Annotated in this window: 21 protein-coding genes; 10 read left to right on the forward strand and 11 right to left on the reverse strand. The window is 73.3% G+C overall.

Translation table 11 applies throughout. From position 1 onward, the window contains the following. Positions 1–8: 8 nt before the first annotated feature. The 5 genes from boxC to Q7A36_RS07190 form a co-directional block, all read right to left on the reverse strand. Entirely contained in the window at positions 9–1,658 is a 1,650-nt protein-coding gene (gene boxC / locus Q7A36_RS07170) for a 2,3-epoxybenzoyl-CoA dihydrolase (protein WP_305102981.1), read from the reverse strand. Positions 1,659–1,744: 86 nt separating this feature from the next. After that, entirely contained in the window at positions 1,745–2,533 is a 789-nt protein-coding gene (locus tag Q7A36_RS07175; RefSeq protein WP_305102982.1) for an alpha/beta fold hydrolase, read from the reverse strand. Next, positions 2,530–4,098: a benzoate-CoA ligase family protein gene (locus Q7A36_RS07180; protein ID WP_305102983.1), complete on the reverse strand. Its 1,569-nt coding sequence runs from the start codon at positions 4,096–4,098 to the stop codon at positions 2,530–2,532. Before Q7A36_RS07180 ends, Q7A36_RS07175 begins: the two co-directional genes overlap by 4 nt. Before the next feature lie 81 nt (positions 4,099–4,179). After that, the gene (locus Q7A36_RS07185; protein WP_305102984.1) at positions 4,180–4,437 is read right to left on the reverse strand and encodes an ATP-binding cassette domain-containing protein; all 258 of its coding nucleotides are present in this window, start codon (positions 4,435–4,437) and stop codon (positions 4,180–4,182) included. Then, a complete protein-coding gene (locus Q7A36_RS07190; protein WP_305102985.1) occupies positions 4,437–4,634 on the reverse strand; it encodes a hypothetical protein in 198 nt (65 codons plus the stop codon). The genes Q7A36_RS07185 and Q7A36_RS07190 overlap by 1 nt, the downstream gene beginning before the upstream one ends. Positions 4,635–5,026: 392 nt before the next feature. On the opposite strand from Q7A36_RS07190, the gene Q7A36_RS07195 reads away from it, so the two are divergent. From Q7A36_RS07195 to Q7A36_RS07220, 6 genes are all read left to right on the forward strand, one after another. Next, positions 5,027–6,310 (forward strand): thiolase family protein, encoded by a 1,284-nt coding sequence (locus tag Q7A36_RS07195; protein ID WP_305102986.1) that lies wholly within the window; start codon positions 5,027–5,029, stop codon positions 6,308–6,310. A gap of 241 nt (positions 6,311–6,551) precedes the next feature. Beyond that, entirely contained in the window at positions 6,552–7,877 is a 1,326-nt protein-coding gene (locus tag Q7A36_RS07200; RefSeq protein WP_305102987.1) for an efflux RND transporter periplasmic adaptor subunit, read from the forward strand. Then, positions 7,874–9,103 carry an ABC transporter permease gene (locus Q7A36_RS07205; protein ID WP_305102988.1) on the forward strand — a complete coding sequence of 410 codons (1,230 nt, stop codon included), beginning with the start codon at positions 7,874–7,876 and terminating at the stop codon, positions 9,101–9,103. Before Q7A36_RS07200 ends, Q7A36_RS07205 begins: the two co-directional genes overlap by 4 nt. Beyond that, a complete protein-coding gene (locus Q7A36_RS07210) occupies positions 9,096–9,836 on the forward strand; it encodes an ABC transporter ATP-binding protein (RefSeq protein WP_305102989.1) in 741 nt (246 codons plus the stop codon). The genes Q7A36_RS07205 and Q7A36_RS07210 overlap by 8 nt, the downstream gene beginning before the upstream one ends. A gap of 34 nt (positions 9,837–9,870) precedes the next feature. Then, positions 9,871–11,127: an aminopeptidase gene (locus Q7A36_RS07215; RefSeq protein WP_305102990.1), complete on the forward strand. Its 1,257-nt coding sequence runs from the start codon at positions 9,871–9,873 to the stop codon at positions 11,125–11,127. Between the two features lie 79 nt (positions 11,128–11,206). Next, positions 11,207–11,932 (forward strand): hypothetical protein, encoded by a 726-nt coding sequence (locus tag Q7A36_RS07220; protein ID WP_305102991.1) that lies wholly within the window; start codon positions 11,207–11,209, stop codon positions 11,930–11,932. 120 nt (positions 11,933–12,052) lie between these two features. Here the strand turns inward: Q7A36_RS07220 and Q7A36_RS07225 are convergent, their stop codons facing one another. Beyond that, complete coding sequence (locus tag Q7A36_RS07225) at positions 12,053–12,598, reverse strand: PEP-CTERM sorting domain-containing protein (RefSeq protein ID WP_305102992.1); 546 nt, start codon at positions 12,596–12,598, stop codon at positions 12,053–12,055. 297 nt (positions 12,599–12,895) lie between these two features. Beyond that, complete coding sequence (locus tag Q7A36_RS07230; RefSeq protein WP_305102993.1) at positions 12,896–14,041, reverse strand: DUF4384 domain-containing protein; 1,146 nt, start codon at positions 14,039–14,041, stop codon at positions 12,896–12,898. Between the two features lie 190 nt (positions 14,042–14,231). On the opposite strand from Q7A36_RS07230, the gene Q7A36_RS07235 reads away from it, so the two are divergent. Beyond that, positions 14,232–14,666 carry a DUF4399 domain-containing protein gene (locus Q7A36_RS07235; protein WP_305102994.1) on the forward strand — a complete coding sequence of 145 codons (435 nt, stop codon included), beginning with the start codon at positions 14,232–14,234 and terminating at the stop codon, positions 14,664–14,666. An 11-nt stretch (positions 14,667–14,677) separates the two neighbouring features. Continuing rightward, positions 14,678–15,217: a DUF4399 domain-containing protein gene (locus Q7A36_RS07240; protein ID WP_305102995.1), complete on the forward strand. Its 540-nt coding sequence runs from the start codon at positions 14,678–14,680 to the stop codon at positions 15,215–15,217. 56 nt (positions 15,218–15,273) lie between these two features. Here the strand turns inward: Q7A36_RS07240 and Q7A36_RS07245 are convergent, their stop codons facing one another. Together Q7A36_RS07245 and Q7A36_RS07250 are read right to left on the reverse strand one after the other, a co-directional pair. Further along, the gene (locus Q7A36_RS07245; RefSeq protein WP_305102996.1) at positions 15,274–17,886 is read right to left on the reverse strand and encodes an SUMF1/EgtB/PvdO family nonheme iron enzyme; all 2,613 of its coding nucleotides are present in this window, start codon (positions 17,884–17,886) and stop codon (positions 15,274–15,276) included. Then, entirely contained in the window at positions 17,883–19,403 is a 1,521-nt protein-coding gene (locus Q7A36_RS07250) for a DUF4384 domain-containing protein (protein WP_305102997.1), read from the reverse strand. Before Q7A36_RS07250 ends, Q7A36_RS07245 begins: the two co-directional genes overlap by 4 nt. A gap of 318 nt (positions 19,404–19,721) precedes the next feature. Here Q7A36_RS07250 and Q7A36_RS07255 point away from each other — a divergent pair, with 318 nt between their 5' ends. Together Q7A36_RS07255 and Q7A36_RS07260 are read left to right on the forward strand one after the other, a co-directional pair. Continuing rightward, positions 19,722–20,339, forward strand: coding sequence for a hypothetical protein (locus Q7A36_RS07255; RefSeq protein WP_305102998.1), 618 nt, complete (start codon positions 19,722–19,724; stop codon positions 20,337–20,339). Positions 20,340–20,468: 129 nt separating this feature from the next. After that, positions 20,469–21,173 carry a Crp/Fnr family transcriptional regulator gene (locus Q7A36_RS07260; RefSeq protein WP_305102999.1) on the forward strand — a complete coding sequence of 235 codons (705 nt, stop codon included), beginning with the start codon at positions 20,469–20,471 and terminating at the stop codon, positions 21,171–21,173. 255 nt (positions 21,174–21,428) lie between these two features. Here Q7A36_RS07260 and Q7A36_RS07265 read toward each other — a convergent pair whose 3' ends face one another. Together Q7A36_RS07265 and Q7A36_RS07270 are read right to left on the reverse strand one after the other, a co-directional pair. Beyond that, positions 21,429–23,312 carry an adenylate/guanylate cyclase domain-containing protein gene (locus Q7A36_RS07265; protein ID WP_305103000.1) on the reverse strand — a complete coding sequence of 628 codons (1,884 nt, stop codon included), beginning with the start codon at positions 23,310–23,312 and terminating at the stop codon, positions 21,429–21,431. A 63-nt stretch (positions 23,313–23,375) separates the two neighbouring features. Further along, the gene (locus Q7A36_RS07270) at positions 23,376–23,711 is read right to left on the reverse strand and encodes a hypothetical protein (protein WP_305103001.1); all 336 of its coding nucleotides are present in this window, start codon (positions 23,709–23,711) and stop codon (positions 23,376–23,378) included. Positions 23,712–23,716: the final 5 nt, after the last annotated feature.

Below are 23,716 nucleotides of genomic sequence, written 5' to 3' on the forward strand. Positions count from 1 at the left end.
CGTCTCCTCTAGACGCGGGCGCGGTCGAAAGTGGGCTGGATGCCGGTGCCGTAGAGCTTCAACGCCCCGGTCTCCCCGACCGAGTTCGATCGCTGGAAGATCCAGTTCTGCCAGGCGGTGAGGCGGCCGAAGATGCGGGTCTCCATCGTCTCCGGCCCGACGAAACGGAGATTGGCCTCCATCCCCGTCAGCGCGTCGGGCGAGAAGCTGGCGCGCTCCTCCAGCAGGATGCGCACCTCGTCGTCCCAGTCGGTCTCGTCATAGGCGATCGTGACCAGGCCGAGCGCTTCGGCCTCTTCCGCCTCGATCGCCTCGCCGATCCTCGCCTGTGCCGTGCCGACGCTCTCGGGCTCGCCGTAGAAGCGCGCCTGCAGCCGGGTCAGGCCGTTCGCCATGGGATAGGCGCCGAAGTTCAATGGCGAGAGCGTCAGCCTCGCCGGCGGCCGGTTGTCGCCGCCGCGGGTGCCGATCAGCATGATGCCGCGGTCGGCGGCGAAGGCCAGCTCCGCCAGGGTGCCGGCGAAGCAGCTTCCGGGCTCGAGCAGCGCGACGAGGCTGCGGCTGGTCACGTCCACCCGCTTGAACAGGCGCTTCAGGTAGAGCCGCACCTCGCGGATGAACCAATCCGTCGCGTGCGTCTCGAGGAAGGCATCATGCGCCAGCACCTGCGCCGCATCGCCCTCGGTCTTCAGCAGCCAGAGGCCGAGCTCCGGCTCGTTCAGCCGGAGGTGCAGGATGGCATCGTCCAGTTCCCGCGCCATGCGCAGGGGCCAGAAGCCGGCGTCCTTCGCGGCTTCCAGCGTCGCCGGTGGCGCGGATGCCGGGCCATGGACGGTGATGGTGGCGCGGCGGCCGGCGCGGTCGAGCTCCGCGGTCACCGTGCTCCAGCGGATGGTGTCGCCGTCGCGGCTGCGCTCGAGCGGCGTCATCGCCACGCCGCGCGCGTCGCGCGGCCGGTCGCTGCGGGCGGCGAGCTCGGCGGCGCGCTCGGCGACGCGCCTCTCCCAGGCGGAGGGCGGCACCACCTCGTCCACCAGCCGCCACTCCACCGCGCGCTTCCCGCGCACGCCTTCCTCGACCGAGCAGAAGACATCCGCCAGGTCGCGCCGCACGCGGCGCTTGTCGGTCACGCGCGTCAGCCCGCCGGTGCCGGGCAGCACCGCCAGCAGCGGCGTCTCCGGCAACGCGACCGAGGAGCGGCGGTCGTCGATCAGCATGATGTGCTCGCAGGCGACAGCCAGTTCATAGCCGCCGCCGGCCGCCGGGCCGTTCACCGCGCAGAGCCAGGTCTGCCGGGAATGCTCCGTCGCGTCCTCGATGGCGCAGCGCGTCTCGTTGGTGAATTTGCAGAAATTCACCTTGTGGCCGTGGCTGGCCTTGCCGAGCATGCGGATATTCGCGCCGGCGCAGAAGACGTTGTCCTTGCCCGAGCGCAGCACGACCGCGCCCACTTCGGGATGCTCGAAGCGCAGCCGCTGGATGGCATCGGCCAGCTCAATATCGACGCCCAGGTCGTAGGAATTGAGCTTCAGCTCATAGCCTTCGAACAGCCTGGCATTGGCATCGACATCCATGACGAGATGCGCGACCGGGCCATGGAACTCGAGGCGCCAGTGCCGGTAGAGCGCAGGCTCGGTGCGGAAATCGATCTCGGGCATGCGGCGTCCTCCCGGGGCGTCGTCCTTGGGTTATGATTTATAATGCATTTCGCCGTCGCACGGCAAGCCGACATGCAATATTGTTCCTATTCGGCGGGGCGGAAGAGCCGGTCCGAAAATTCCCGCACCGCCGCCAGCACGGCCTCCGGCGCCTCGGCCTGCGGCGTGTGGCCGATGCCGGGCAGCAGCAGCACCTCCACGGGGCAATAGGCCTCGCGCTCCAGCACCTGCAGTTGCGCCGCGGTGCCGTAGGGGTCGGCCTCGCCCTGGATCGCCAGGACCGGCACGCGGATATGCGCGATGTCCGGCAGCAGGTCGAAGGCGGCGGGGAAGCCGGGATCCAGCCAGGCGCCGTTCCAGCCGCGGAAGGCGACGTCCACGTCGCGGTGGTGGCGCGCGAGGCGGGCACGCAGGTCGCCCTCCTCGTAGCGCCGTCGCGCCTCGGCGATCGCCGCCAGCCCGGCGGTCTCGGTGAAGAAATGCGGCGCCAGCAGCACCAGCCCCTGCACGCGGAAATCCTGGACGGAGCCGGCATGGATGGCGGCGATGGAGCCGCCATCGGAATGCCCCAGCAGCAGGCCGCGGCGAAGCCCGATGGTGTCCAGCACCTGCGGCAGCACCTCCCGCGCCTCCCGCTGCATGTAGTCCAGCGGCCGCGGCAGCGGCACCGGGTCGGAGCCGCCATAGCCGAAGCGGGAGAAGGCGAAGACGCCGCAGCCCGTCGCCGCCTGCAGCCGCGCCGGGAAGTCGCGCCAGAGGCCGAGGCTGCCCAGCCCCTCATGCAGCAGCACGATGGTCGGCGCCGCCTCCGGCCCCGGCCCCCACCAGCCCGTCTCCAGCCGTCCCTCCGCCAGCAGGATCTCGCCCGGCGTCATCCCAGCGCCGCCCGCAGCCGGAAGCGCTGGATCTTGCCGGTCGCGGTCTTCGGCAATTCCTCCACCACCTCCACCCAGCGCGGGTATTTCCAGGCGCCGGCCCGGGCCTTCACCGTCTCCTTCATCGCCTCCAGCAGCGCCGTATCGGCCGCGACGCCCGGCTTCAGCACCAGGAAGGCCATGGGCTTCACCAGCCCGTCGGCATCCTCGCGCCCCACCACCGCCGCCTCCTGCACCGCCGGATGGGTCATCAGCGCCGCCTCCACCTCGAAGGGAGAGACCCAGATGCCGCTGACCTTGAACATGTCGTCGGCGCGGCCCTGGTAGCGGTAGAAGCCGTCCGCCTCCCGCACGTATTTGTCGCCGGTGCGCGTCCATTCGCCCAGGAAGGTGCGGCGGGACTTCTCCCGCTGGTTCCAGTAGCCCTCGGCGGCGGAGGGGCCGCGGACCAGCAGCTCGCCGATCTCGCCAGGCGCCACCTCCCGCTCATGCTCGTCCACGATCCGCAACTCATAGCCCGGCACCGCCACGCCGCTGGTGCCGTAACGCAGCAGGTCGGGCCGGTTACTCAGGAAGATGTGCAGCATCTCCGTGCTGCCGATCCCGTCAAGGATCGCGGCGCCGACCACCTCCTCCCAGCGCAGGCCGACATGCTCCGGCAGCGCCTCCCCGGCCGAGATGCAGAGGCGCAGGCGCTCCGACCCCGCCCCGCGACCGAGCGCCGGGCTCGCCAGCATGGCGGCATAGAGCGTCGGCACGCCGCAGAAGATCGTCGGCTGCCGGTCCCGCATCACGCCGATCACCGCATCGGGCGTCGGCCGGTCCGGCAGCAGCACCGCGGTGGCGCCGACCGACATCGGGAAGGTCAGCGCATTGCCCAGGCCATAGGCGAAGAACAGCTTGGCCGCGGAATAGACCAGGTCCCCGGCGCGGATGCCGAGCACGTCAGAGGCATAGGTCTCGGCCGTCGCGCGCAGGCTGCCATGGACATGCTTCGCGCCCTTCGGCGCGCCGGTGGAGCCGGAAGAATAGAGCCAGAAGGCCACCTCGTCGGGGCTCGCCGGCACCGGCCGCGGCGCGGCGGGACCCGCGGCAACGAAGCCGGCGAAGTCGCGCGCGCCGGCCGGCAGGCCCGTCTGCGGCGCGCCGTCCAGCCCCGCCACCAGCACCAGCCGCAGATCGGGCGCGGCGGCGACGACATCGCGCAGCGCGGCGAAGCACGGCGCCGAGACGCACAGCACCTCCGCCCGGCTGTCGGCCAGCATATAGGCCACCTGTTCCGGGGTCAGCAGCGTGTTCACCGGCACCGGCACCACGCCCGCCCGCATGGCGCCCAGGAAGGCCACGGGAAAATCCACGGTGTCGAGCATGAGCATCAGCATCCGCCGCTCCCGCCCGATGCCGGCGGCGGAGAGCGCGCCGGCGAAGCGCGCGCTTGCCTCGGCCAGGGCCGCGTAGGTCAGGCTGCGATGCGGGTCGAGGAAGGCCGCCCGCGCGCCGCGGCCCTCGGCGACGTGGCGGTCCAGCAGCCAGGAGACCGCGTTGCCGTCCTGCGTTACGCTCATCTTCGCCTCCCGATTGGAGGGGGCTTTGCCCCCTCCAAGCCACCCCCACCAGGGGTCAAGCGACCCCTGGACCGGCCTGAGTTACACGCCGAGCAACCGATGCATCGTCCCTTCCTCCGCACGCAGAGCGTCGGGAGGGCCGCGCCAGGCGACCACGCCCTTCACCAGGATCTCCGCACGGTCGATCAGCGACAGGATCGCCGCGACAGTCTTGTCCACCACGATCACCGCGACGCCCGCCTCCCGCACCGTGCGGAGCACCGCCCAGATGCCGTCGCGCACGATCGGCGCGAGGCCCTCCGTCGCCTCGTCCAGGATCAGCAGGCGGGGGCTCGTCATCAGCGCGCGGCCAGGTGCAGATCGACCGTGGCGGCGATGTTCTCGCCGAGTGCGGCACAGGTGCCGGAGAAGGGCAGCCTCAGGCCTAGGCGGAGCGCGCCGTCCTGCGCCGAGGCCGATGGGGCGAGCGCGGCCAGGCCACCCGGCACGAGCCCGCCCAGGTTCTGGCGGGTGATCAGACTGCCCCGGTCGCGCATTGTGTTTGCCTCCCCCACCGCCCCTGTCCCGGGGCGTGCCGCAGCATGGCCAATGCCCGGCGAAGCTGCAACATTTTGCAGGCATCGGCGGGTCATTTCGGTCCTTGCCGCATGATCCTGCATTATGTTTCATGACACAAGGCGTCCGCAGCCGGCGCCGGCATGGAGGGTCCGATGACCGCGCAGGCGCATGCGCCGCTGCTCGCGCGGCCGCGGCGGGCGGAGGCTCCTCCCGCAGCGTCGCCCATGCGATGCTGCTGCTCGAGCCGCCTTTCCCCGATGCGGGGGGAGGTGACGGACAGGGGCCCGCGCAAGCTGCGGGCGGTCCAGGCGCGGCGGGCGGCGGCGCTCGCGCGGCTCTACGACAATACAGATCCGGAGGTCATGACGCCATGAACGTCGCGCTCACTGCCGAAGCCCCCGACTGGACCCGTTATGCCGAGGGCGCGATCGTCGAGCGCTTCGCCGATGCGACGCTGGTCGCCGGCGCGCGCACGCCCTTCGTCGACTACAACGGCGCGCTGGCCCTGGTCTCGCCGACCGATCTCGGCATCCATGCGGCGCGGGCGGCGATCGCGCGGGCCGGGATCGACCCGGCACGGATCGGCACCACCATCGCCGGCAACTGCACCCAGGCGAGCTTCGACGCGCTCTTCTTTGCCCGCCATATCGGGCTCTATGCCGGGATGCCGGACGACCGGCCGGCGCATGGCGTGCAGCGGCTCTGCACCACGGGATTCGAGGCGATCGCGCAAGGCGCGCGCGCGACCAGCGCCGGCCAGGTGGAGGCGGCGCTCTGCGTCGGCACGGAGAGCATGAGCCGCGCCCCGGTCGCCTCCTACACCTCCCGCGGCGGCTTCGCGTTGGGGCAGGTGGAGTTCAAGGATTTCCTGTGGGAGGCGCTCTACGACACCGGCTGCGCCACGGCGATGGGCGGCACGGCGGAGAACCTGGCGCGGCTGCACGGCGTGACGCGGGAGGAGACGGATGCCTATGCCGCGGCGAGTTTCTCCCGCGCGATCGCGGCCGTGGAAGCGGGCCGCTTCGCCGAGGAGATTGCGCCCGTCACCGAGCAGGTCTTCGAGGGCAAGGGCCTGAAGCCGCGCAAGCTCTCCCTGCCCCGGAAGGTGGCGCAGGTGGCGCAGGACACGCATATCCGCCCGACGCCGATCGAGGCGCTGGCGAAGCTGAAGCCGGTCTTCGGCGGGGTGCAGACCGGCGGCAACAGCAGCGCCATCGTGGATGGCGCGGCGGCCGTCGTGGTGACGACGGGCAGGGTGGCGGCGAGCCTCGGCGGCGGCGCGGCGCCGCTCGGGCGCGTGGTCGCGGCCTCCGCCGCGGGCGTGCCGGCGGAGGTGATGGGCATCGGCCCGGTGCCGGCGACCATCGCGCTGCTGCGCCATCTCGGCCTCCGGACGGAGGACGTGGACCTCTTCGAGATCAACGAGGCCTTCGGGGCGCAGGCCGAGAGCGTGCGGCGCGCGCTCGGCGTGCCGCACGACCGCTTCAACGTGAATGGCGGGGCCATTGCCTTCGGCCATCCGCTGGCGGCGACGGGCCTGCGCTGCGTGCTCTCGGTGATGCTGGAACTGCGCCGGCGCGGGTTGAAGCGCGGCATCGCCGGCGCCTGCGCCGGTGGCGGCCAGGGCATGGCGGTGCTGGTCGAGGTCGCCTGAGCGACTGGCGATGACGCCGACTCATGGGTTCCAAGGGCCTTAAGCCCTTGGCAGGGGGAGCGCGAGGGGGACGGCGTCCCCCTCGCCGCCACCCGAAGGCTGCCAGGCCCCGCTGCGCCGGCGGTGCGCCCGCCGCGTTTCCTGCCGGGACGGCCGGGCGCGGGCGCCGTTTGACCCCGGTCATGGCCACGCGCCCACCCAGGGGGTCCAAGGAAGGCGGGACAGGTCAGGTCGCGCAAGCATGCCAGCACCCGAGGCGCAGCCGCCTCCGGAGACGGAGCCCAGGTCCGGGCAGGCCCCGGCGGCGGAGGCGCATCTGCCCGTGCCCGTCGCCGCCGGGCCGCCCAGCCTGCCTGCCCCGCATCCGGTCCCGCACCGGCGGCCCTGGCGCGCGGCGCTGCTCGGCCTGCTGCTGCTCGCCGGCGCCGGCTACCTCGCCATGCCGCGCCTGCTGGGGCCGGAGGTGCCGGCGATGCCGGTCCTGCGCGGCCATCTGGTGCAGAGCGTGGTCGCCACCGGCCGGGTGGAGAACCCGCACCGGGTCAGTGTCGGCACCCAGATCGCCGGCACCGTCGCCGCCATTCCGGTGGAGCGCGGGCAGTCCGTCGCGGCCGGCCAGCTCCTCATCCAGCTCGACGACCGGGAGGCGCGGGCCACGGCCGAGCAGGCCGAGGCGGCGCTGTCCCAGGCCGAGGCGCGGATCCGGCAGATCCGCGACCTGACGCTGCCCGCCGCGGAGCAGTCGCTCCGCCAGGCCGATGCGGTGCTGGACGCCGCGCGGCAGGCCTATGGCCGGACGGAGCGGCTGCAGGCCGGCGGCTTCGCCACCCCCGCCCAGCTCGACGAGGCGCGGCGCGCCCTCTTCGTCGCCGAGGCGGTGGCGCGCGGCGCCCGGCTGCAGGTGGAGAACAACCGCCCCGGCGGGACGGAGACCGGGCTGGCCGAGACCACGCTGCGCCAGGCGAAGGCGACGCTCGGGGTCGCCCGGACGCGGCTCGACTACACGCGCATCGCCGCGCCGGTCGCCGGCACGCTGATCCGGCGGGACGTGGAGCCGGGCGACGCGGTGCAGCCGGGCCGCGTGCTGATGCTGCTCTCCCCGGCCGAGCCGACCGAGATCGTCCTCCAGCTCGACGAGCGGAACCTGGGCCTGGTCCGGGTCGGCCAGACCGCGACGGTCGCCGCGGATGCCTATCCGGACCGGCCCTTCCCCGCCCTGCTCGGCTACGTCAACCCGGGCGTGGATGCGACGCGCGCCTCGGTAGAGGTGCGGCTGCGCGTGCCGGCGCCGCCCGCCTTCATGCGCCAGGACATGACCGTCTCGGCCGATATCCTGGTGGCGGAGCGTGCCGGGGCGCTGATCCTGCCGGCGGAGGCGCTGCTGCCCGGTCCCGCCACCCTCGTGGTGCGGGACGGCCATGTCCATCGCCGGCCGCTGCGCCTCGGCCTGCAGGGCCGCCGCGGCGTCGAGGTGCTGGACGGGCTGCAGGAGGGCGACCTGGTCCTGCCCGCGAGCCTCGCCGCCGGGCTGCAGGACGGCGCCCGGGTGCGGCCAAGGACGCCATGAAGCGCTGGCTGCCCTTCGAGGCGATCGCGGCGCTCCGCTTCCTGCGGGAGGGACGGATGCAGACGGGCTTCATCCTGGCCGGCGTGACCATCGGCGTCGCCGTCATCGTCTTCCTCTCCGGCCTGCTGGCCGGGCTGCAGGCCAATTTCATCCGGCGCGTCCTCACCTCCCAAGCGCAGATCGTGCTGCTGCCGCCGGAGGAGGTGGCGCGGCCGCAGCGGGCCGATGGACCGGACCTGGTGGCGGATCCGCTGGTGCAGCGGCCGGCGCAGCGGCTGCGCTCCATCGACCAGTGGCAGGCGATCCTCGGCACGCTCCGCGGCATGCCGGAGATCGGCGTCGCCGCCCCGGTCGCCAGCGGCTCGGCGCTCGCCCTGCGGGGAGAGGCGAGCCGGTCGGTCGGCGTCATCGGCGTGGAGCCGGACCCCTGGTTCCAGGTGGTCCACCTGCCCGCCAACATGGCGGCCGGCACGCCGCGGCTGACCAGCCAGGACGTCGTCATCGGCACGGAACTCGGGCGGCTGATCGGGCTCGAGGTCGGGGCGCGCATCCGCCTCTCGGCCGCCAATGGCCGCGACGCGGTGCTGACCGTCACCGGCCTCTTCGACTTCGGCAACAAGGCGGTGAACGAGCGCAACGTCTATGTCGCCCTGCGCACGGCGCAGAGCCTTCTGGGGCTGGAAGGCGGCGTGACCAGCCTGGAGCTGACGGTGAAGGACGTCTGGGCAGCGGAGCGGGTGGCGCAGGCGATCCACCGCATGACCGGCGTCAGGGCCGATAGCTGGATCGCCACCAACATCCAATTCTTCACCGCGGTGAACGCGCAGCAGATGACCAATACGCTGATCCGCATCTTCGTCGGCATCTCGGTCGCGCTCGGCATCGCCAGCGTGCTCGTCGTCTCGGTCGTGCAGCGCTCGCGGGAGATCGGCATCCTGCGCGCCATGGGGGCGCGGCGCGGCCAGGTGCTGCGGATCTTCCTGATCCAGGGCGGGGTGCTCGGGCTGCTCGGCTCGCTCTCCGGCTCGGCGGTCGGGGCGGGGACGGTGATCGCCTGGCACGGCCTGGCGCGGCAGGCGGATGGCAGCGAGCTCTTCCCCCTCGTGCTCGGCCCTGTGCTCTTCGTCGCGGCCTCGCTGCTGGCGATGCTGACGGGCGTGCTGGCCGCCGTGGCGCCGGCGGTGCGGGCGGCGCGGCTCGACCCGGTGGTGGCGATCCGTGGCTGAGCCGCCGGTTCAGGTCCCGGCGGTCCTGGCGCTGGCGGGCGTGCGGAAGGCCTTCAACCTCGGCCAGCCGAACGAGGTGGAGGTGCTGCACGGGATCGACCTGACGCTGCGGCGCGGCGAGTTCTGCGCCCTGGTCGGCCCGAGCGGCAGCGGCAAGAGCACGCTGCTGAACCTGATCGGCCTGTTGGACCGGCCGACCGCGGGCCGGCTGCTGATCGAGGGCGAGGACACGGCCGAGTTGGACGACGCGACGCTGACGCGGCTGCGCGGCCGCAGCATCGGCTTCGTCTTCCAGCACCACCACCTGATCGGGGCCTTCAGCGCCGCGGAGAACGTGATGATGCCGCTGCTGCTGGACCGCGGCTGGCCGGATGCGGCGATGCGCGGGGTAGCGGAGGCATTGCTGGGGCGGGTCGGCCTCGCGCCCTGGCGCGACAACCCGGTCGGGCGGCTCTCGGGCGGGCAGCAGCAGCGCGTCGCGATCGCCCGTGCCCTGGCGATGGACCCGGCGCTGGTGCTGGCGGACGAGCCGACCGGGAACCTCGACACGGCATCGGCCGATGCCGCCTTCGACCTGATGCGCGAGTTCAACCGGATGCGCGGCACCACCTTCCTGATCGTGACGCACGACCCGCGCCTCGCCCGGCGCTGCGACCGCATCGTGGAGGTGGTGGACGGGCGGATCGTCGCGGATGCGGCGGTGCCGGCACCCGTGCCGCAGGCGGCCGGCTGAGCTACACTCTCGTCTTCAGCGAAGGACAGGGCGCATGGATACCGGGATCGCGGACAAGGCTGGCCTCTCGCATGCGGAACGGCTGGACCGGCTGGCGGAGCTCGCGGTGCGGGTCGGGCTGAACCTCGCCCCGGGGCAGGAGCTGGTGATGACCGCGCCGATCGAGGCGCTCGCGCTCTCCCGCCGCATCACCGAGCAGGCCTACAGGGCCGGCGCCTCGCTGGTCACCTGCCTGCTCTCGGACGACCAGGCGACGCTCGCGCGCTTCCGCCATGCGCCGGATGACAGCTTCGACAAGACCGCGGGCTGGCTCTACGAGGGCATGGCGGCGGCCTTCCGCGGCGGCGCGGCGCGGCTGGCGATCTCGGGCGAGGACCCGTCGCTGCTGGCGGGCCAGGACACGGAGAAGGTGGCGCGCGCCAATCGCGCCCGCAGCACGGCCTATCGCCCGGCGCTGGAGCTGATCACCGACACCGCGATCAACTGGACCATCGTCGCCGCCGCCAACCCGGCCTGGGCGCGCACCGTCTTCCCCGACCTGGAGGAGGAGCAGGCGATGGCGAGGCTGTGGGACGCGATCTTCGCCGCCTCGCGCGTCGATGCGCCGGACCCGGTCGCGGCCTGGCAGGCGCACAATGCCGGGCTGATGGCGCGGCGGCAGCGGATGAACGGCAAGCGCTACCGCGCGCTGCGCTTCCGCGGCCCGGGCACCGACCTGCTGGTGGGCCTGGCGGAGGGGCATGCCTGGATGGGCGGGCTGTCCACCGCGCGGAACGGCATCACCGGCAACCCGAACATCCCGACGGAGGAGGTCTTCACCACGCCGGATGCGCGCGTGACCGAGGGCGTGGTCGCCGCCACCAAGCCGCTCTCCTACCAGGGCACGCTGATCCAGGACATCCGCGTGCGCTTCGAGGCGGGGCGGATCGTCGAGGCAGAGGCGCGCACCGGCCAGGCGGTGCTGGAGAGGATGATCGGCACCGACGAGGGCGCGCGGATGCTGGGCGAGGTGGCGCTGGTGCCGAACGGCAACCCGATCTCGCGGAGCGGGCTGCTGTTCTACAACACGCTCTTCGACGAGAACGCGGCGAGCCACATCGCGCTCGGCCAGTCCTATTCCCGCTGCTTCGAGGACAAGGCGCTGCCGAAGGAGGAGCTGCGCCGCCGCGGGGCGAACGAGAGCCTGATCCATGTGGACTGGATGATCGGCTCCGCCGCGGCGGAGGTGGACGGCATCGATGCCGCGGGCGGGGCGGAGCCGCTGATGCGCGCGGGCGAATGGGTGGCCTAGCCGGAAGGCGAGGCGCCTTCGGCGGAGCCTGCTCCACAATACGCGACGACTCGGCGCGAATCGGTGCTATGGTCAAGGCATGGATCCCGCCGCCGAGTCGCCGCCCGCCACGCCCCAGGCCGACGCCAAGGCCCCTGCCCGCCTGCCCTGGGACTTCCACCCCGCCCTGACCGAGGAGCGCCTGCGCATCTGTGCGCGCATGCTGGCCAATGCGCGGCGGGACGCGCTGGCCATGGCGAGCTACGAGCTCGGCGACGATCCCTGGTCCGTCGGCTGCCGCGCCTTCGCCTTCGGTCGCCACCGCCTGCGCCGCGCCGCCGAATCCGGCGAGTACCCCTGGCTTGAGGTGCTGGACGACAGCGCGCATTTCGTCTTCGTCATCGGCTCCAACGGCCAGGGCGTGCCGGTGCGCTTCTACCGCGGCGCGGCCGACGACCCCACCAACCGCACGCTGAAGCAGCAGGAGGTCGAGGCGGAGCAGCTCTCCCTCGCCCTCGGCGAGGCCGCGGCGGACGGGCTGATGTTCCGCTTCGCGGTCGAGACCGGGGAGGGCGGCCGCGTCGACCGCGTCGTCTTCCTCGCGCTGCGCGGCGAGGAACGCGTCGAGTGCTTCTGGCCCGTGCCGCTCGAGCTGCCGCCGGCCGCGGCGGGCACGGCGGAGCAGCTTCGCCTGATCGCCGATGACGGCTATGCCGGCCCGCCGGAGCAGACCGCGCCGGCGCCGCCCATGCCGGCGCCGCTGCCGCGGCGGAAGGCGCCCGCGCCGGCCATGCGCCGGCCGCAGGCGCAGGGCGGGCTGTTCTAGGCCCGCCCGGCGCGCGTCAGGCGATCCGGCCTTCTTCCAGATCAGGCAAATGACGACGCCCTGCTGGGGCGCCGTCTGCTCCCCTGCCCGCTGCGAGCGATCCGCCCGGGCCTCTTGCGCTTACGCCCTTGGCTGGCGCCGATGGAACGCCCCGGCCATGCCGATGGCCGTGCCGAGCAGGGCGAGCGAGGCCGGCTCCGGCACCGCCGTGCTAGCCCGCACGAAGAGGGACCCGGGATCGGCGCCATAGGCGCAGCAGCCGGGGCCGCCGAAGAGGGTGTTGGTGTCGTTCCAGACGTCCAGGGTGGCATGGGTCGTGTCGGCGAAGCCGAGCGGATAGAGCCCCGGGTCCACGGCCAGTTCCATATACTGCACGGTGTTGCTGACCGCGAACGTGTAGTAATCGGCGAAGTCGATGTGGGTGAAGGTGGCCGGCGGTGTCGAGACGTGCAGCGCGAGGTCCTGCGAGACCAGTGCGCCGGTGCTTGAATCGACGGTGAAGGAGCCGGTCACCGAGGTCCCGTAGATGCTGACATTCGACAGGATCCAGGTGATCGTCCCGGCCCGGGCGGCCGGCACGGCGCCGAGCAGCGCGAGCGAGAGGGCAAGGCCGGCGAGCCAGCCTCGGTGCCGCATGGCACGCATCGTCTTCGTGAATGAACGCATGGAGTCTGCCTCGCCTTTCTTGCAAGGCCGAGATGTTCTTATACTTTTCTCAGTTTGATAACGCATTGGTTTCTGAATTGCAAAACTTTAAGATTTTTGGCTGGCATCCGGCGTCGAGACGCCGAATGCCGCGGGTGCCGGTTGCTGCAGGGGCCGATGGGGTGCCCGGCCGCATGCGTCCGGTCGGGGGCGGCAACCTTCGGCCCATGCCTGCACCCGGCCGCCATGCCGTCGAAGCCCTGCGCCGGACTGCGCGCGATGCCGGCCAGCCGGACTCGCGCGCCCTGCCGGGCGGGATCACTCCACCCGGATATCCAGGGCGGCGCGGGTGATCCGCCCGCCGGTGCCGGCGAAGATCGCGTCCAGCTCTCCCGCCAGCCGGTCCGGCAGCCGTGCGCCTGAGGCATCGAGCAGCGCATGCGGCAGTTCCGGCCCGATGTCGCGGTCGGCCAGCCAGCACTGCACATGCTGGGTGCCGGGCGGCCCCGCGGTCAGCGCCACGCTCTGCCGCTGGCCGTGCAGCGAGGCGGGGGTCGCCGCCGGCAGCGCCGCGCCGCCGATCGCACCCGCCGGGAAGACCGCGACGGCGCTGCCGTCGCTGCGCGTGGTGACGCAGTAGAGCCAGCCCTCGGCATCCGCCATGACCTGCAGGTTGATGCGCTCGCCCGGCTTCTGCACCGGCTGCCGGCCGCGATCGGTGCTGAGCCAGAGCTCCGGCGGCAGGCTGCCGCGCGCGAGGCGGCGCAGCGCCGGCGCGTACTGGTCGCGGCAGCCGAGCAGCAGGCCCTGTGCCACCATCGCCGCCTCGCTGCGCGCGGTGCCCTCCGTCAGCCGGAAGGTCAGCGAGGCCACCGCCTGGCCATCGGCCAGCACCTCGAAGCGGTCGCCATCCTCGATCGGCAGCTCGCCCGGCCATTCCAGCCGCGCCGCACCCGCCGGCCAGGCGAGCCGCCGCGTGCTACCGCGGCGCCGCAGGCCGAGCTCCGAGGGTTCCTGCGCCGGGCGCATCAGCCAGACGGTGTCGGCGGCGCCGATGCACCAGGTGCCGGAGCGCTCGATCTCCACCGGCACGTCGCCGCCGCGCGCCAGGCGACGCTCCGGCGCCGCCGCCCGCGTACCGCCAATGGCCGAGGCATCGACGCCGCGCAACCGGAAGGCCTCGGCCAGCGACAGCGCCGAGCCGTCCTGCCGCAACGGCTCCGCCCGGTCGAGCGAGGTCTCGACCGGCCCGCGCAGCTTCAGCATCTGTCCCGATCGCAGCAGCAGCGTCAGGCTCGCGCCGTCGGGAACGCGCAGCCGCTCCTGCGGCCCGATCACCATGCCGGGCGCATAGCCCGGCGCGGTCGCGCTCAGCAGCACGGCGCTGTCGGCGGCATCGGCGCGCGGCGTGGCCCAGCACAGGACCAGGGCCGCCGCGAGCGCGGGAAGCGTGGGTCTCCGCATGGCCCGTCTCCAATCTCCTCCGCGCAGACTGCGCCGCGCCGCGCGGCGCGGCTGTGGCGTGGCTCACAGCGAAAGCGGATCGCACGATGTCGCAAACGTTCCTTGAACTTGCCCTGAGCCCGATATGCAGTCGCCGCAACACACGGTGACCCGCGGCGCCGCCGCGCCTGTGGGAGATGGAGGACTCTCGATGACCCGCGCGAAACTCCTCGCCGGCCTCGCGGCCGCGCTGCTCGTCGCCGGCGCCGCGGCCGAGGCGCAGCAGCAGCGGCGCCCGATGCCGGAGAATGCGCGGGTCTACATCATCTGGCCGCCGGACGGAGCCGTGGTCCGCGGCGGCTTCTGGGTGCGCATGGGCCTCAGCGAGGGCGGCATCGCGCCGGCCGGCGTCGACAAGGCGCTGACCGGCCATCACCACCTGCTGGTGGATACGGACCTGCCGCCGCTCGACCGGGAGATCCCGAACGACCGCAACCACCTGCATTTCGGCCTGGGCCAGACCGAGGCGCGGCTGGACCTGCCGCCGGGGAAGCACACGCTGCAGATGCTGCTGGCCGACGAGAACCACGTGCCGCACGACCCGCCGCTGATGAGCAAGAAGATCACCGTCACCGTCGTGCCCTGAGGGAGCCGCGCATGACCATCACCCGACGCCTCCTGCTGCTCGGCTCCGCCGCCGCGCCGGCGCTGCCGGGCGGCGCCGCGCTGGCGCAATCCGCCCCGGACCAGGGCCATGCGCATGATGCGCCCGCCGCGGCGCCGGCGGACGCGCCACGGCAGCGCCAGCCGGCGCCGAAGGACGCCTATGTCTATATCGGCTGGCCGCAGGACGGGCAGGTGATCTACGGCACCCGCTTCAAGGTCTGGTTCGGCACGCGCAATTTCGGCGTGGCGCCGGCCGGCGTCACCAAGGTGAATACCGGCCACCACCACATCATCGTCGACGCGCCGCTGCCGCCCATGGACCGGCCGATCCCGAACGACCGCAACCACCTGCATTTCGGCCTGGGCCAGACCGAGACCATGCTGGAACTGCCGCCCGGCACGCATACCCTGCAATTGCTGATGGGCGATGCGGACCATGTGCCGCACGACCCGCCCGTCATGTCGAAGCGCATCACCATCACGGTGCGGGCCGGCCGGCCGCAGACCGTCGCGGCGACGCAGGCGCAGTAGCGCCGCCGCGCCGGAAGCGCGGGCCCGGCCCGCGCCGCCACCTCACCGAGGCCCGCTCACTCCAGGTTGCGCGCCACGCGGAAGCCATTCGCCTGGTAGCGCACCGGCGCGTCGTAGAAATTGCGCGCCACGGGCAGGATCTCCTCCCGCCCCGAGCGGAAGGAGCCGCCGCGCAGCACGCGCCGCATGCAGGCGCGGGAGTCGCGCGCGCTGCCATCGCTGGGCGCGCCCTGGTAGTTCGGCACCCAGCAGTCCTGCACCCATTCGGCGACGCCGCCCAGCATGTCGTGCAGGCCGAAGGCATTGGGCTGGAAGGCATCCACCGTCATCGGCCCGCGCACATCCTGGGCGCCGCCGCAATCCGCGCAATTCGCCAGGCCGGTGCCGACCAGGTCGCCCCACCAGTAGCGCGTCGTCGTGCCGGCGCGGGCGGCATATTCCCATTCCGCCTCGCTCGGCAGGCGGTAGGGCTGGCCGGTCGCCTTCGACAGCCAGGCGACATACTGCTGCGCATCGTCCCAGCTCACATTGTGCAGCGGCGTCGTGTCCTCGGCGATCGAGAGCCGCGGCAGCGGGCCGCAGCCGCCGGCTGCGGTGCAGGCCTTCCACTCCGCGACCGTCACCGGGAACTGGCCCATGGCGAAGCCGCGGATGGTGACGTGGCGCACCGGGCGCGCCGCGCTGTCGGAGGAGCCCTGGCCCATCATCAGCGTGCCGCCGGGCAGGCGCACCATCCAGGGGCAGGTGGCGCAGTCCTGGAAGTAGCGCTCGGAGGGGCCGGCCGGCCGCGGCACAGAGGGCATGGCGCGCGGCTCCGGCGCCGGCGGGCGCGGCGGCTGGGCGAGGGCAAGCTGCTCCTGCCCCGGCCGGGACTGCGCCGGGGCGGGCTGCGGCGCGGCGGCCGGGGGCGACGCGGTCGCGACCGGCGAGGCCGGCGCGGCCGCGACCGGCGAGGCCGGCGCGGCTGCGACCGGCGGGGCGGCGGGCGCCGGACGCGGCGCGGCCTGCGCCGCGGGGCCCGGCGCGGCATGGGCGGCGGGCGGCGCGGCGGCGGTCGCCCCCGCGGCCGGCCCGCGCAGCTCGGCCAGCCGGCGCTGCGCCGCGGCGATGTGCCGGCTGTTCGGGTAGAAGCGCAGGAAGGCGTCGATGTCCTCCGCCCGTCCGCTGCTGCGCAGCCGCTCCCACAGCGCGGTCTCGGCGAGCTGCGCGGCGGCCTCGGCCGCGTCCATCACCTCGACCTCCAGGCTGCTGTCGACGCGGGCGCCCTTGGCATCCTCCACGCTGTAGAGCAGCCGCCCGGCGCTGCCGGTGAAGCCCGGCTCCGGCACATAGACCAGCGCGGCCAGCTCCTCCGGCCGCAGCCGCTCGCCGCCGCGCAGCACCGTCCCGCCATTGCGGACGAGGCCGCGCGGCAGGCCGCGGATCGTCACCGTCATGGCGTCGCCGTCCGGGTCCTCCGGCCGGGCGATGTCGAGCCCGCCGGTATAGATGCGCAGCGTGCGCGCCGCCTCGACCAGTGGCGGGCGGTTGCTCGGCAGCACCGCGATGGCCAGGCTGCCCATCGCGCTGCCGCCGCGCCCGTCCTCGACCAGGATGTCGAGCGTGCCGACCGGTCCGGTGGCGGTGCCGTCCGGCTTGTAGGTGGCGGCGGCGAAGCGGTCGGCGGCATAGACCGCGCCGGGCGTGACCGGCCGTCCCTCCACCCGCACCTCGCCCGAGCGCGGCAGGCCGGTGATGCGGACCGAGAGCGGGTCCTGGTCGGGATCCACCGGGCGCGGGATCGGCAGCGGCGTCGGCCCGGCGGTGTCGCGGACCTCGAGCGCCGGGATGGAGGCGAGCTGCGGCGGCCGGTTCGGCGGGCGGGGGTAGAAGTAGAAGGGCTCGGCGCCGAGGGAGCTGAAGATGAAGGGCTCCTGCCGGTTGCCGGTGGAGCGCAGCACGGTGTCGCGCACGCTGCGGAAGAAGAGGCTGAGCTCGAGGCCCGGGATCTGGAAATGCGCCAGCAGCGCGGCCGCGAAGGGGCTGTTGTCGCCGCTGCCGTCCTCGGCGATCTGGTCGGCCTTGGTCGCCAGCACCACCATGGTGTTGCGCGGCACGTTGTCGACGCGCGCGAGGCCGGGCGCGGCCGGGCCGCGGCCGGCGATGGTCATGGAGCGCGACATGCGGTCGACGAAGGGGTTGTTGCGGCAGGCATCGAGCAGGACGATGCCGATCTTCCTCGCCTGCGAGGCCTCGCCGAGCAGCAGTTCCAGCGGCAGCGCCTCGTACAGCAGGTCGCGCTCGCGCTCGAGCCGCGCATCGGCGGGCAGCAGGTAGTTCTCCCGCCCCACCTGCACGCCATGGCCGGCATAGTAGACCACGGCAGCGTCGGCGCGCTGCGCCTTGATGCCGAACTCCCGCACCGCGCGGGTCAGCTTGCGGAAATCGGCGTCGTAGACCTCGTCCACCTCGAAATTGAGGCGGCGCAGCGCCTCCCCGATCGCGCGCGCGTCGTTCACGGGGTTGGCCAGGTTCGGCGCGCTCTGGTAGGTGCCGATGCCGATGACCAGCGCCACCCGCTTCTCGGGCGGCGGTTGCGGCTGCGCCGGCCCTGCGGCCGGCGCGACCAGCACCAGGATCAGAAGGGCCCACCGCCATAGCGGCGGGCGACGGCGCGGCACAGCGGTCATCGCGTCACCTCGATCGGCAGCCTGGCATCCTCGACACGCACGCCCGCGATGCCGCGGAAGCGCGAGGCGATCTCGTCCAGCGACTGCACCGGCAGCGGTTCCAGGTCCTGGCGCTTCAGCGCATCGGGCAGCAGCAGCCCGACCTCCCGGTCGGCGGCGAGGCAAGCCACCTGCTCGTGTCCCGGGCGGTCGAAGCGGATAGCGAAGGCGCCGCTCTCCGGCGGCATCGCGACCGTCCGCCCCGCCGGCACCAGCGGGTCCGGCTGGAAGCGGTTCGGATAGATGCGGGAGATCTCGCCGCCGCCATCCTGGTAGTAGCAATAGACATAGGCATCCGCGACGGGCCGCGCCTGCACCACCATCGCGTCGCCGATGCGGAAGCGCGGCTGCGGCCCGCGCGCGGTGGTGAGCGCGAGGCGCGGCGCCGCGGTCGTCGCCGCCACCGCGACCGGCTCCGCCACCGGCACCGCCGCGACGGCGGGGCGGGTGCCGCGGGCACGGTCGGGATCAGTGGCGAGCAGGCGGTAGTAGAGCTCGAAATCCACCCGCCCGCTCGGCACAAGATCGTGCTCCGCCTGGTAGCGCGCGACCGCGGGCCCGATCTCGCCGCCGGGCGAGGAGAGGTAGCCGGTGCGGATCAGCGCCGTCTCGGTGAAGCGCCGGCGCTCCTCCGTCCCCATCAGGTCGAACCACTGCCGCGCCTCGGTGCGGAAGGCGGGGTTGGTCGGCTCGATCGAGAGGCATTCCCAATACGGCACGCGGGCGAGCTTGCCGAGCACCTCGATGGTCGAGAGGTCGACAAGGTTGCGGACCGCCTGGGCGAAGCCCTCCGACTTGTCGAGGGAGACGCTGAAGGAGAGGCCGGCCTTGCCGATCAGCCCGCCGACATCGGCGCCCTTGCCGGTGCGGACGACGGCAATGGAGTTGCTGGCGGAGATGCCGGGCAGGATCTGCCGCGTCGTCAGCTTGGCCACGTTGAGGTCCATGGAGACCACCGAGACGACCTGGTCGCTGGAGACGCCGATATCGACCTTCGCCAGCGACAGGCCGGCGCTCTGCGAGGAGGCCAGGACGTTGCTGTCGAGCTGGGTGATGGCGCCGCGGATGTAGTAGCTGGGCGCGACGAAATCCTGCCGCAGGCCGACCAGCTCCGAGAGGATCTGCACGTCGAGCTGGGTGATGTCGTAGTCGACGAAGCGGAAGGCGCCGCTCTTGGCCGACATCCGGGAGACGGCGCTGATGAACATCTCCTTAGTGCCGGTGGCGATCAGCCCGGTGGCGTCGGGGATGCCGGCCGTGGTGATGTAGATGTCCTGCTTGCCGTTGGCGGCCAGCAGGTCGTCCATGCAGCGCAGCGCCTCGGAGAAATTGCCGATGTTGCGCACCGCGGCGGTGCGCGTCTGCTGCGCGTCGAAGCTCGTCTCCGGCCGCGGATGACAGGCGCCGAGCAGCAGCAGCGCCGCGGTCGCACATCCCGTCAGTTTCCGCCGCATGAACCAGCCTTTCCTCCGCGTCATCGTCCGCTCCCTTGCGCCCGGAGCGGCACCACGCCGCGTCGCTTCCCGAACCGATACCAGAAAGGCCACGATGCTGAATGGCGCGCTGTGCCCTGCGTCGCAGGACCGACGCAAATCTGGGTGAAGCCGCTTCGGTGCGCGAAAGGCGAAATTACGGCGGCGATCTTGCCGGATACGCGAAACGACGAAAGTCGGGCCGGATGTGGCGCGCTTCACAGGCCCCGGCGCCGTGGCTGGGTAGGTTGCCTGTGTCGATGACGACCACCGCGGCGAGACAGAGGCCCGGTGCCAACCCAGAGAGAGACAAGGACCCAGGCCATGCGCAAGATGATCCTCCCCGCCGCCCTCGCCCTGCTGGCCGGTGCGGCCGCCCTGCCCTCCCTCGCCTCGGCCCAGCCGCTCGAGCGCGGCGGCGTCTCGATCACCCGCGGCGGCGGCAACGTGAACGAGGCGCTCGGCAAGAACAGCTTCGCCGGCCAGTCGAACACCACCATCGGGGCGCGGGCCAGCGGCTTCGGCGCGCGCAGCGAGACGCTCGGCGGGCACAACTTCAACACCGCCTACGGCAAGAACAGCACCGCGCTGCAGGACACGACGACGGTCGGCGGCATCGCCCGCGGCCGCTTCGCCAACAGCCAGACCTTCGGCGGCGGCAACCTGAACGCGGCCTATGGCAAGAACAGCTTCGCCGGCCAGTCCGTCACCACCATCGGCGGCCAGGCGCTCGGCCGCGGCGCCTCCTCGCAGACCTTCGGCGGGCTGAACCAGAACTTCGCCACCGGCCGCGACAGCACCGCCCAGCAGCAGGTCCTCACCCTCGGCGGCACCGCCGGCAAGCACAGCCGCGACCAGGTCTTCGGCGGCAAGAACCTCAATGCCGCCACCGGCAAGGGCGCCTTCGCCGACCAGTCCGTCGTCACCATCGGCGCGCAGTAAGGACGGGACGGGAGCGATCGCCCGTAGGTTGCACAGAGGCGATCGCTTCCTCCACTCCCGACCGCGCGACTTGTTTCATGCCGGCGCGCCGCTCAATCTCGCGCCCGGCATGAAGGCGAGGAGGCGAGAATGGCGCTGGCCGAGCAGCACCGGGAAGCGGTCCTCGCGGGCCACCCCCTCCTGCGGCACCTGCAGCGCGACGACCTGAAGCGCCTGGCCGCGACGGCGCGCCTGACGCGCCATCCGCGCAATGCGGTGATCTTCCAGAAGGGCGACCCGGGCAGCAGCATGATGGCCGTCATCCGCGGCCGGGTGAAGATCTGCACCGTCTCCCCCGAAGGCCGCGAGGTGCTGCTGAACATCATCGACCATGGCGGCGTCTTCGGCGAGATCGCGATCCTCGACGGACGCCCGCGCACCGCCGATGCGGTGGCGCTGGAGGAGACCGACCTCCTCGTGCTCGAGCGCAACCAGTTCCTCCCCTTCCTCGCCGGCAATCCGGAGGCGCTGTCGCGCCTGCTCGCCGCGCTCTGCCAGAAGCTGCGCCAGACCAGCGCGCATCTGGAGGACGCGCTGCTGCGCGAGGCGCCCTCGCGCCTGGCGAGCGGCCTGCTGCGCCTGGCCGACACCTTCGGCCGGCCGGGGCCGGAGGGGCTGAAGCTCAACATCAAGCTGTCGCAGCAGCAGATCGGCAACCTGATCGGCGCCTCGCGCGAGAGCGTGAACAAGGCGCTGAACGACTGGGCGCGCGCCGGGCACCTCGTGCTGGAGGGCGGCTACATCATCATCCGCAACCGCGCGATGCTCGAGGAGATCGCCGCGGCGGAGGCGTAGCTCCCCTCGCATCGGAGGTGCAGCGCGGCAGCGGAGGTGCAGCGCGGCAGCGGAGGCGCCCACAGGCGCCTTCGACGCTGTCGAAGGCGACCAATGCGGGACGCCATGGGGCCGTTGGCGAGTCAAGGGTCCGGCGTAGCCGGACCGCGCGGAGCGCGGCTTCGCCATTGACTCGCCAACGGCCCCATGGCCTGGGCTGGAAGTGCGCTCGACGGGGTCGAGCGCTCATGGCGCGCCCTCTGCAACACGCATTGCCTACTCCGCCGCGTCCGGGATCTCGCGCAGCGCCCGGCTGTCGATCCGCCAGGCCGCCATGCGCGCCTGCCGGTTGCGCAGCGCGAACTCGCCGATCCGCCGGCCGGGCAGCGCGCCCTCCAGCAGCCGCCAGCTCACCTCGCTGATGATGATCGTGCAGCGCCCCACGGCCTCGCCGCCATGCTGCTTGCCGAGCTGCTCCAGCCGCGCGCCGACATTCGCCGTGTCGCCCAGCAGGCAGAAATCCATCCGCTCGCCATGGCCGAGGCTGCCCACCACCAGCGGCCCGGTATGGATGCCGACGCGGAACCCCGCCTCCGGCAGCCCCTCCGCCCGCCAGGCGGCGTTCAGCCCGTCCATCGCCGCCTCCATCGCCCGCGCGCAATGCGCCGCCGCCCGCGCATCCGCGGCGATCCCCGCCGCGTCGCGCCGCGGCACCGGCACGCCGAAGGCCACCAGCATGCCGTCGCCGACGAAGCGCAGCACCGCCCCGCCATGCGCCGAGACCACCGCCACCATGGTGTCCATGTAGCGGTCCAGCCAGGCCACCAGCGGCTCCGGCGGCAGCGCCTCGCAGATGGAGGTGAAGCGGGCGATGTCGGAGAAGAGCACCGTCGCCGTCAGCTCCTGCGGCTTCGGCCGCCCGCCGGCCATGAAGAGCGCGCGGTCGCGCAGCAGCGCCTCGGCGACCGGCGCGCTCATGAAGCGGGCGAAGAGGCTCCGCAGCACCGCCCGGTCGCGCCGCTCCGCAGCCCCCACCCGGGCACGCGCCGCGCCGCCGGCCAGCAGCGCGGCGAGCATGGGCGCGACCAGCGGCCAGCCGCCCTGCCCCGCCGCCGTCAGCAGCAGCACCGCCGCCAGCCAGCCGGAGAGCACGAGGCCCGCTGCCAGCGCCAGCCATCGCCCCGCCAGGAAGAGCCCCGCCAGCAGGCCGAGCAGCCCGAGGCCGGCCGCCGCCAGCACCTCCTGCCGCGGCGTCACGCCGGCGCCGGTGCGGCCGTCCAGGATCTGCGCCAGCGCCTGGGCGTGGAACTCCACGCCGAAGCTCGGCGCGGTGAAGACCGAGGCCGGGCTGCGATGCTCGTCCGTCCCCGGCAGCAGCGTGCCGATCAGCGCGATGCGCCCCGCCAGCCAATCGTCCGGCAGCAGCGGCAGGGCCTCCGCCGGGTAGACCGGCGCGACGGTCCCGGCGGCGCTGCGCTGCCAGTCCAGCGCGAAGGGCGCCTCCGGCACCGGCGCGCCCACCGCCCGTGCCAGCGCCGCCGGGAAGCTCGGCGCGCCGGTCGCGGGGTGGCGCGGCAGGTGCAGGCGCACCAGCCCGTCGAAGCGGTCGCGCGCCAGGTTGGCGGTGCCGGTCGGCGCTCCGGCCGTAAAGCCCGCCAGCACCGCCGCGCGCTCCGGCGGCAGCGGCGTCTCGGGCCCGAGGGCGATGACCACCACCGGCACCGCCTGCCGCGCGATCGCCGCGCGCAGCGCCGCGTCCTTCGCCGCCTCCGTCTCCCGGTCCAGCAGGATGTCGAGGCCGATGGCGGCAACCCCCGCCGCCGCCAGCCGGTCGATCGCGGCGGCGAGGAAGCCGCGATCGACCGGGGAGCGGTAGGGGAATTGCCCGAGCGTCTCCTCGGTGATGCCGATGACGGCGATGCGCGGATGCGGCGGCCGCACCGGCGCCAGCCAGCGCCAGGCGGCGCCCTGGAACAGCCGCTCCGCCGCCGCCAGCGGGGAGGGCGGGGTGGCGAGCAGCAGGGCGAGCCCGGTCGCGGCGCCGAGCAGCAGCGCAGCGCCGGCCAGCATCCTCCAGCGGGGCCGGGCCATCGGCATCAGGTCCACGGTGCGATAGTCTCGGGTCCGGCCGGGATGGCCGGCAATGGCGCGGCCGGTCACGCCCTCCGGAGCAGGGCCGTCATGGCCCGGGGACGCGGGAGGCCGGCCCGCCTGGGGCCGGCCTCACTTCGGCGCCTTGGGGCGCAGCGGCGGCGGGACCTGGCCGCGGCGGGGCCGGCTGGAGATCCGCTCGACCCGCCAGCGCGCCCGCTCGGCCGCGAGGGCGCCGCGGATCGGCGCCGCCCAGCGGGCCAGCAGCTCGGCCTCGAAGAGGCCGGGCAGGCCGAGCGCGATCATCGGCAGGGTAAAGGCGCCGGGACCGGCCTCGGTCTTGTTCTTCGCCGTGGTGCCGCCCGCCTCTGCCTGGGTCCCGGCCGGGACCTCGACCCTGGCGAGGGCGGGCGGCGCCAGCAGGAGGAGGACCAGCAGCGGCGCCGCGCGGAGGGGCGGAGCGGACATGGCCG

It is taken from the genome of Paracraurococcus lichenis (assembly GCF_030657435.1).
Classification (GTDB): domain Bacteria; phylum Pseudomonadota; class Alphaproteobacteria; order Acetobacterales; family Acetobacteraceae; genus Paracraurococcus; species Paracraurococcus lichenis.

Bases quoted from the DNA above. Each gene is read 5' to 3' on its own strand.
- Q7A36_RS07235 (WP_305102994.1), top strand. From the start codon at position 14,232: ATGACCCGCGCGAAACTCCTCGCCGGCCTCGCGGCCGCGCTGCTCGTC.
- Q7A36_RS07215 (WP_305102990.1), top strand. From the start codon at position 9,871: ATGGATACCGGGATCGCGGACAAGGCTGGCCTCTCGCATGCGGAACGG.
- Q7A36_RS07250 (WP_305102997.1), bottom strand. From the start codon at position 19,403: ATGACGCGGAGGAAAGGCTGGTTCATGCGGCGGAAACTGACGGGATGT.
- Q7A36_RS07260 (WP_305102999.1), top strand. From the start codon at position 20,469: ATGGCGCTGGCCGAGCAGCACCGGGAAGCGGTCCTCGCGGGCCACCCC.
- Q7A36_RS07225 (WP_305102992.1), bottom strand. From the start codon at position 12,598: ATGCGTTCATTCACGAAGACGATGCGTGCCATGCGGCACCGAGGCTGG.
- Q7A36_RS07175 (WP_305102982.1), bottom strand. From the start codon at position 2,533: ATGACGCCGGGCGAGATCCTGCTGGCGGAGGGACGGCTGGAGACGGGC.
- Q7A36_RS07230 (WP_305102993.1), bottom strand. From the start codon at position 14,041: ATGCGGAGACCCACGCTTCCCGCGCTCGCGGCGGCCCTGGTCCTGTGC.
- Q7A36_RS07240 (WP_305102995.1), top strand. From the start codon at position 14,678: ATGACCATCACCCGACGCCTCCTGCTGCTCGGCTCCGCCGCCGCGCCG.
- Q7A36_RS07200 (WP_305102987.1), top strand. From the start codon at position 6,552: ATGCCAGCACCCGAGGCGCAGCCGCCTCCGGAGACGGAGCCCAGGTCC.
- Q7A36_RS07255 (WP_305102998.1), top strand. From the start codon at position 19,722: ATGCGCAAGATGATCCTCCCCGCCGCCCTCGCCCTGCTGGCCGGTGCG.
- boxC (WP_305102981.1), bottom strand. From the start codon at position 1,658: ATGCCCGAGATCGATTTCCGCACCGAGCCTGCGCTCTACCGGCACTGG.
- Q7A36_RS07270 (WP_305103001.1), bottom strand. From the start codon at position 23,711: ATGTCCGCTCCGCCCCTCCGCGCGGCGCCGCTGCTGGTCCTCCTCCTG.
- Q7A36_RS07245 (WP_305102996.1), bottom strand. From the start codon at position 17,886: ATGACCGCTGTGCCGCGCCGTCGCCCGCCGCTATGGCGGTGGGCCCTT.
- Q7A36_RS07205 (WP_305102988.1), top strand. From the start codon at position 7,874: ATGAAGCGCTGGCTGCCCTTCGAGGCGATCGCGGCGCTCCGCTTCCTG.
- Q7A36_RS07180 (WP_305102983.1), bottom strand. From the start codon at position 4,098: ATGAGCGTAACGCAGGACGGCAACGCGGTCTCCTGGCTGCTGGACCGC.
- Q7A36_RS07190 (WP_305102985.1), bottom strand. From the start codon at position 4,634: ATGCGCGACCGGGGCAGTCTGATCACCCGCCAGAACCTGGGCGGGCTC.
- Q7A36_RS07195 (WP_305102986.1), top strand. From the start codon at position 5,027: ATGAACGTCGCGCTCACTGCCGAAGCCCCCGACTGGACCCGTTATGCC.
- Q7A36_RS07220 (WP_305102991.1), top strand. From the start codon at position 11,207: ATGGATCCCGCCGCCGAGTCGCCGCCCGCCACGCCCCAGGCCGACGCC.
- Q7A36_RS07185 (WP_305102984.1), bottom strand. From the start codon at position 4,437: ATGACGAGCCCCCGCCTGCTGATCCTGGACGAGGCGACGGAGGGCCTC.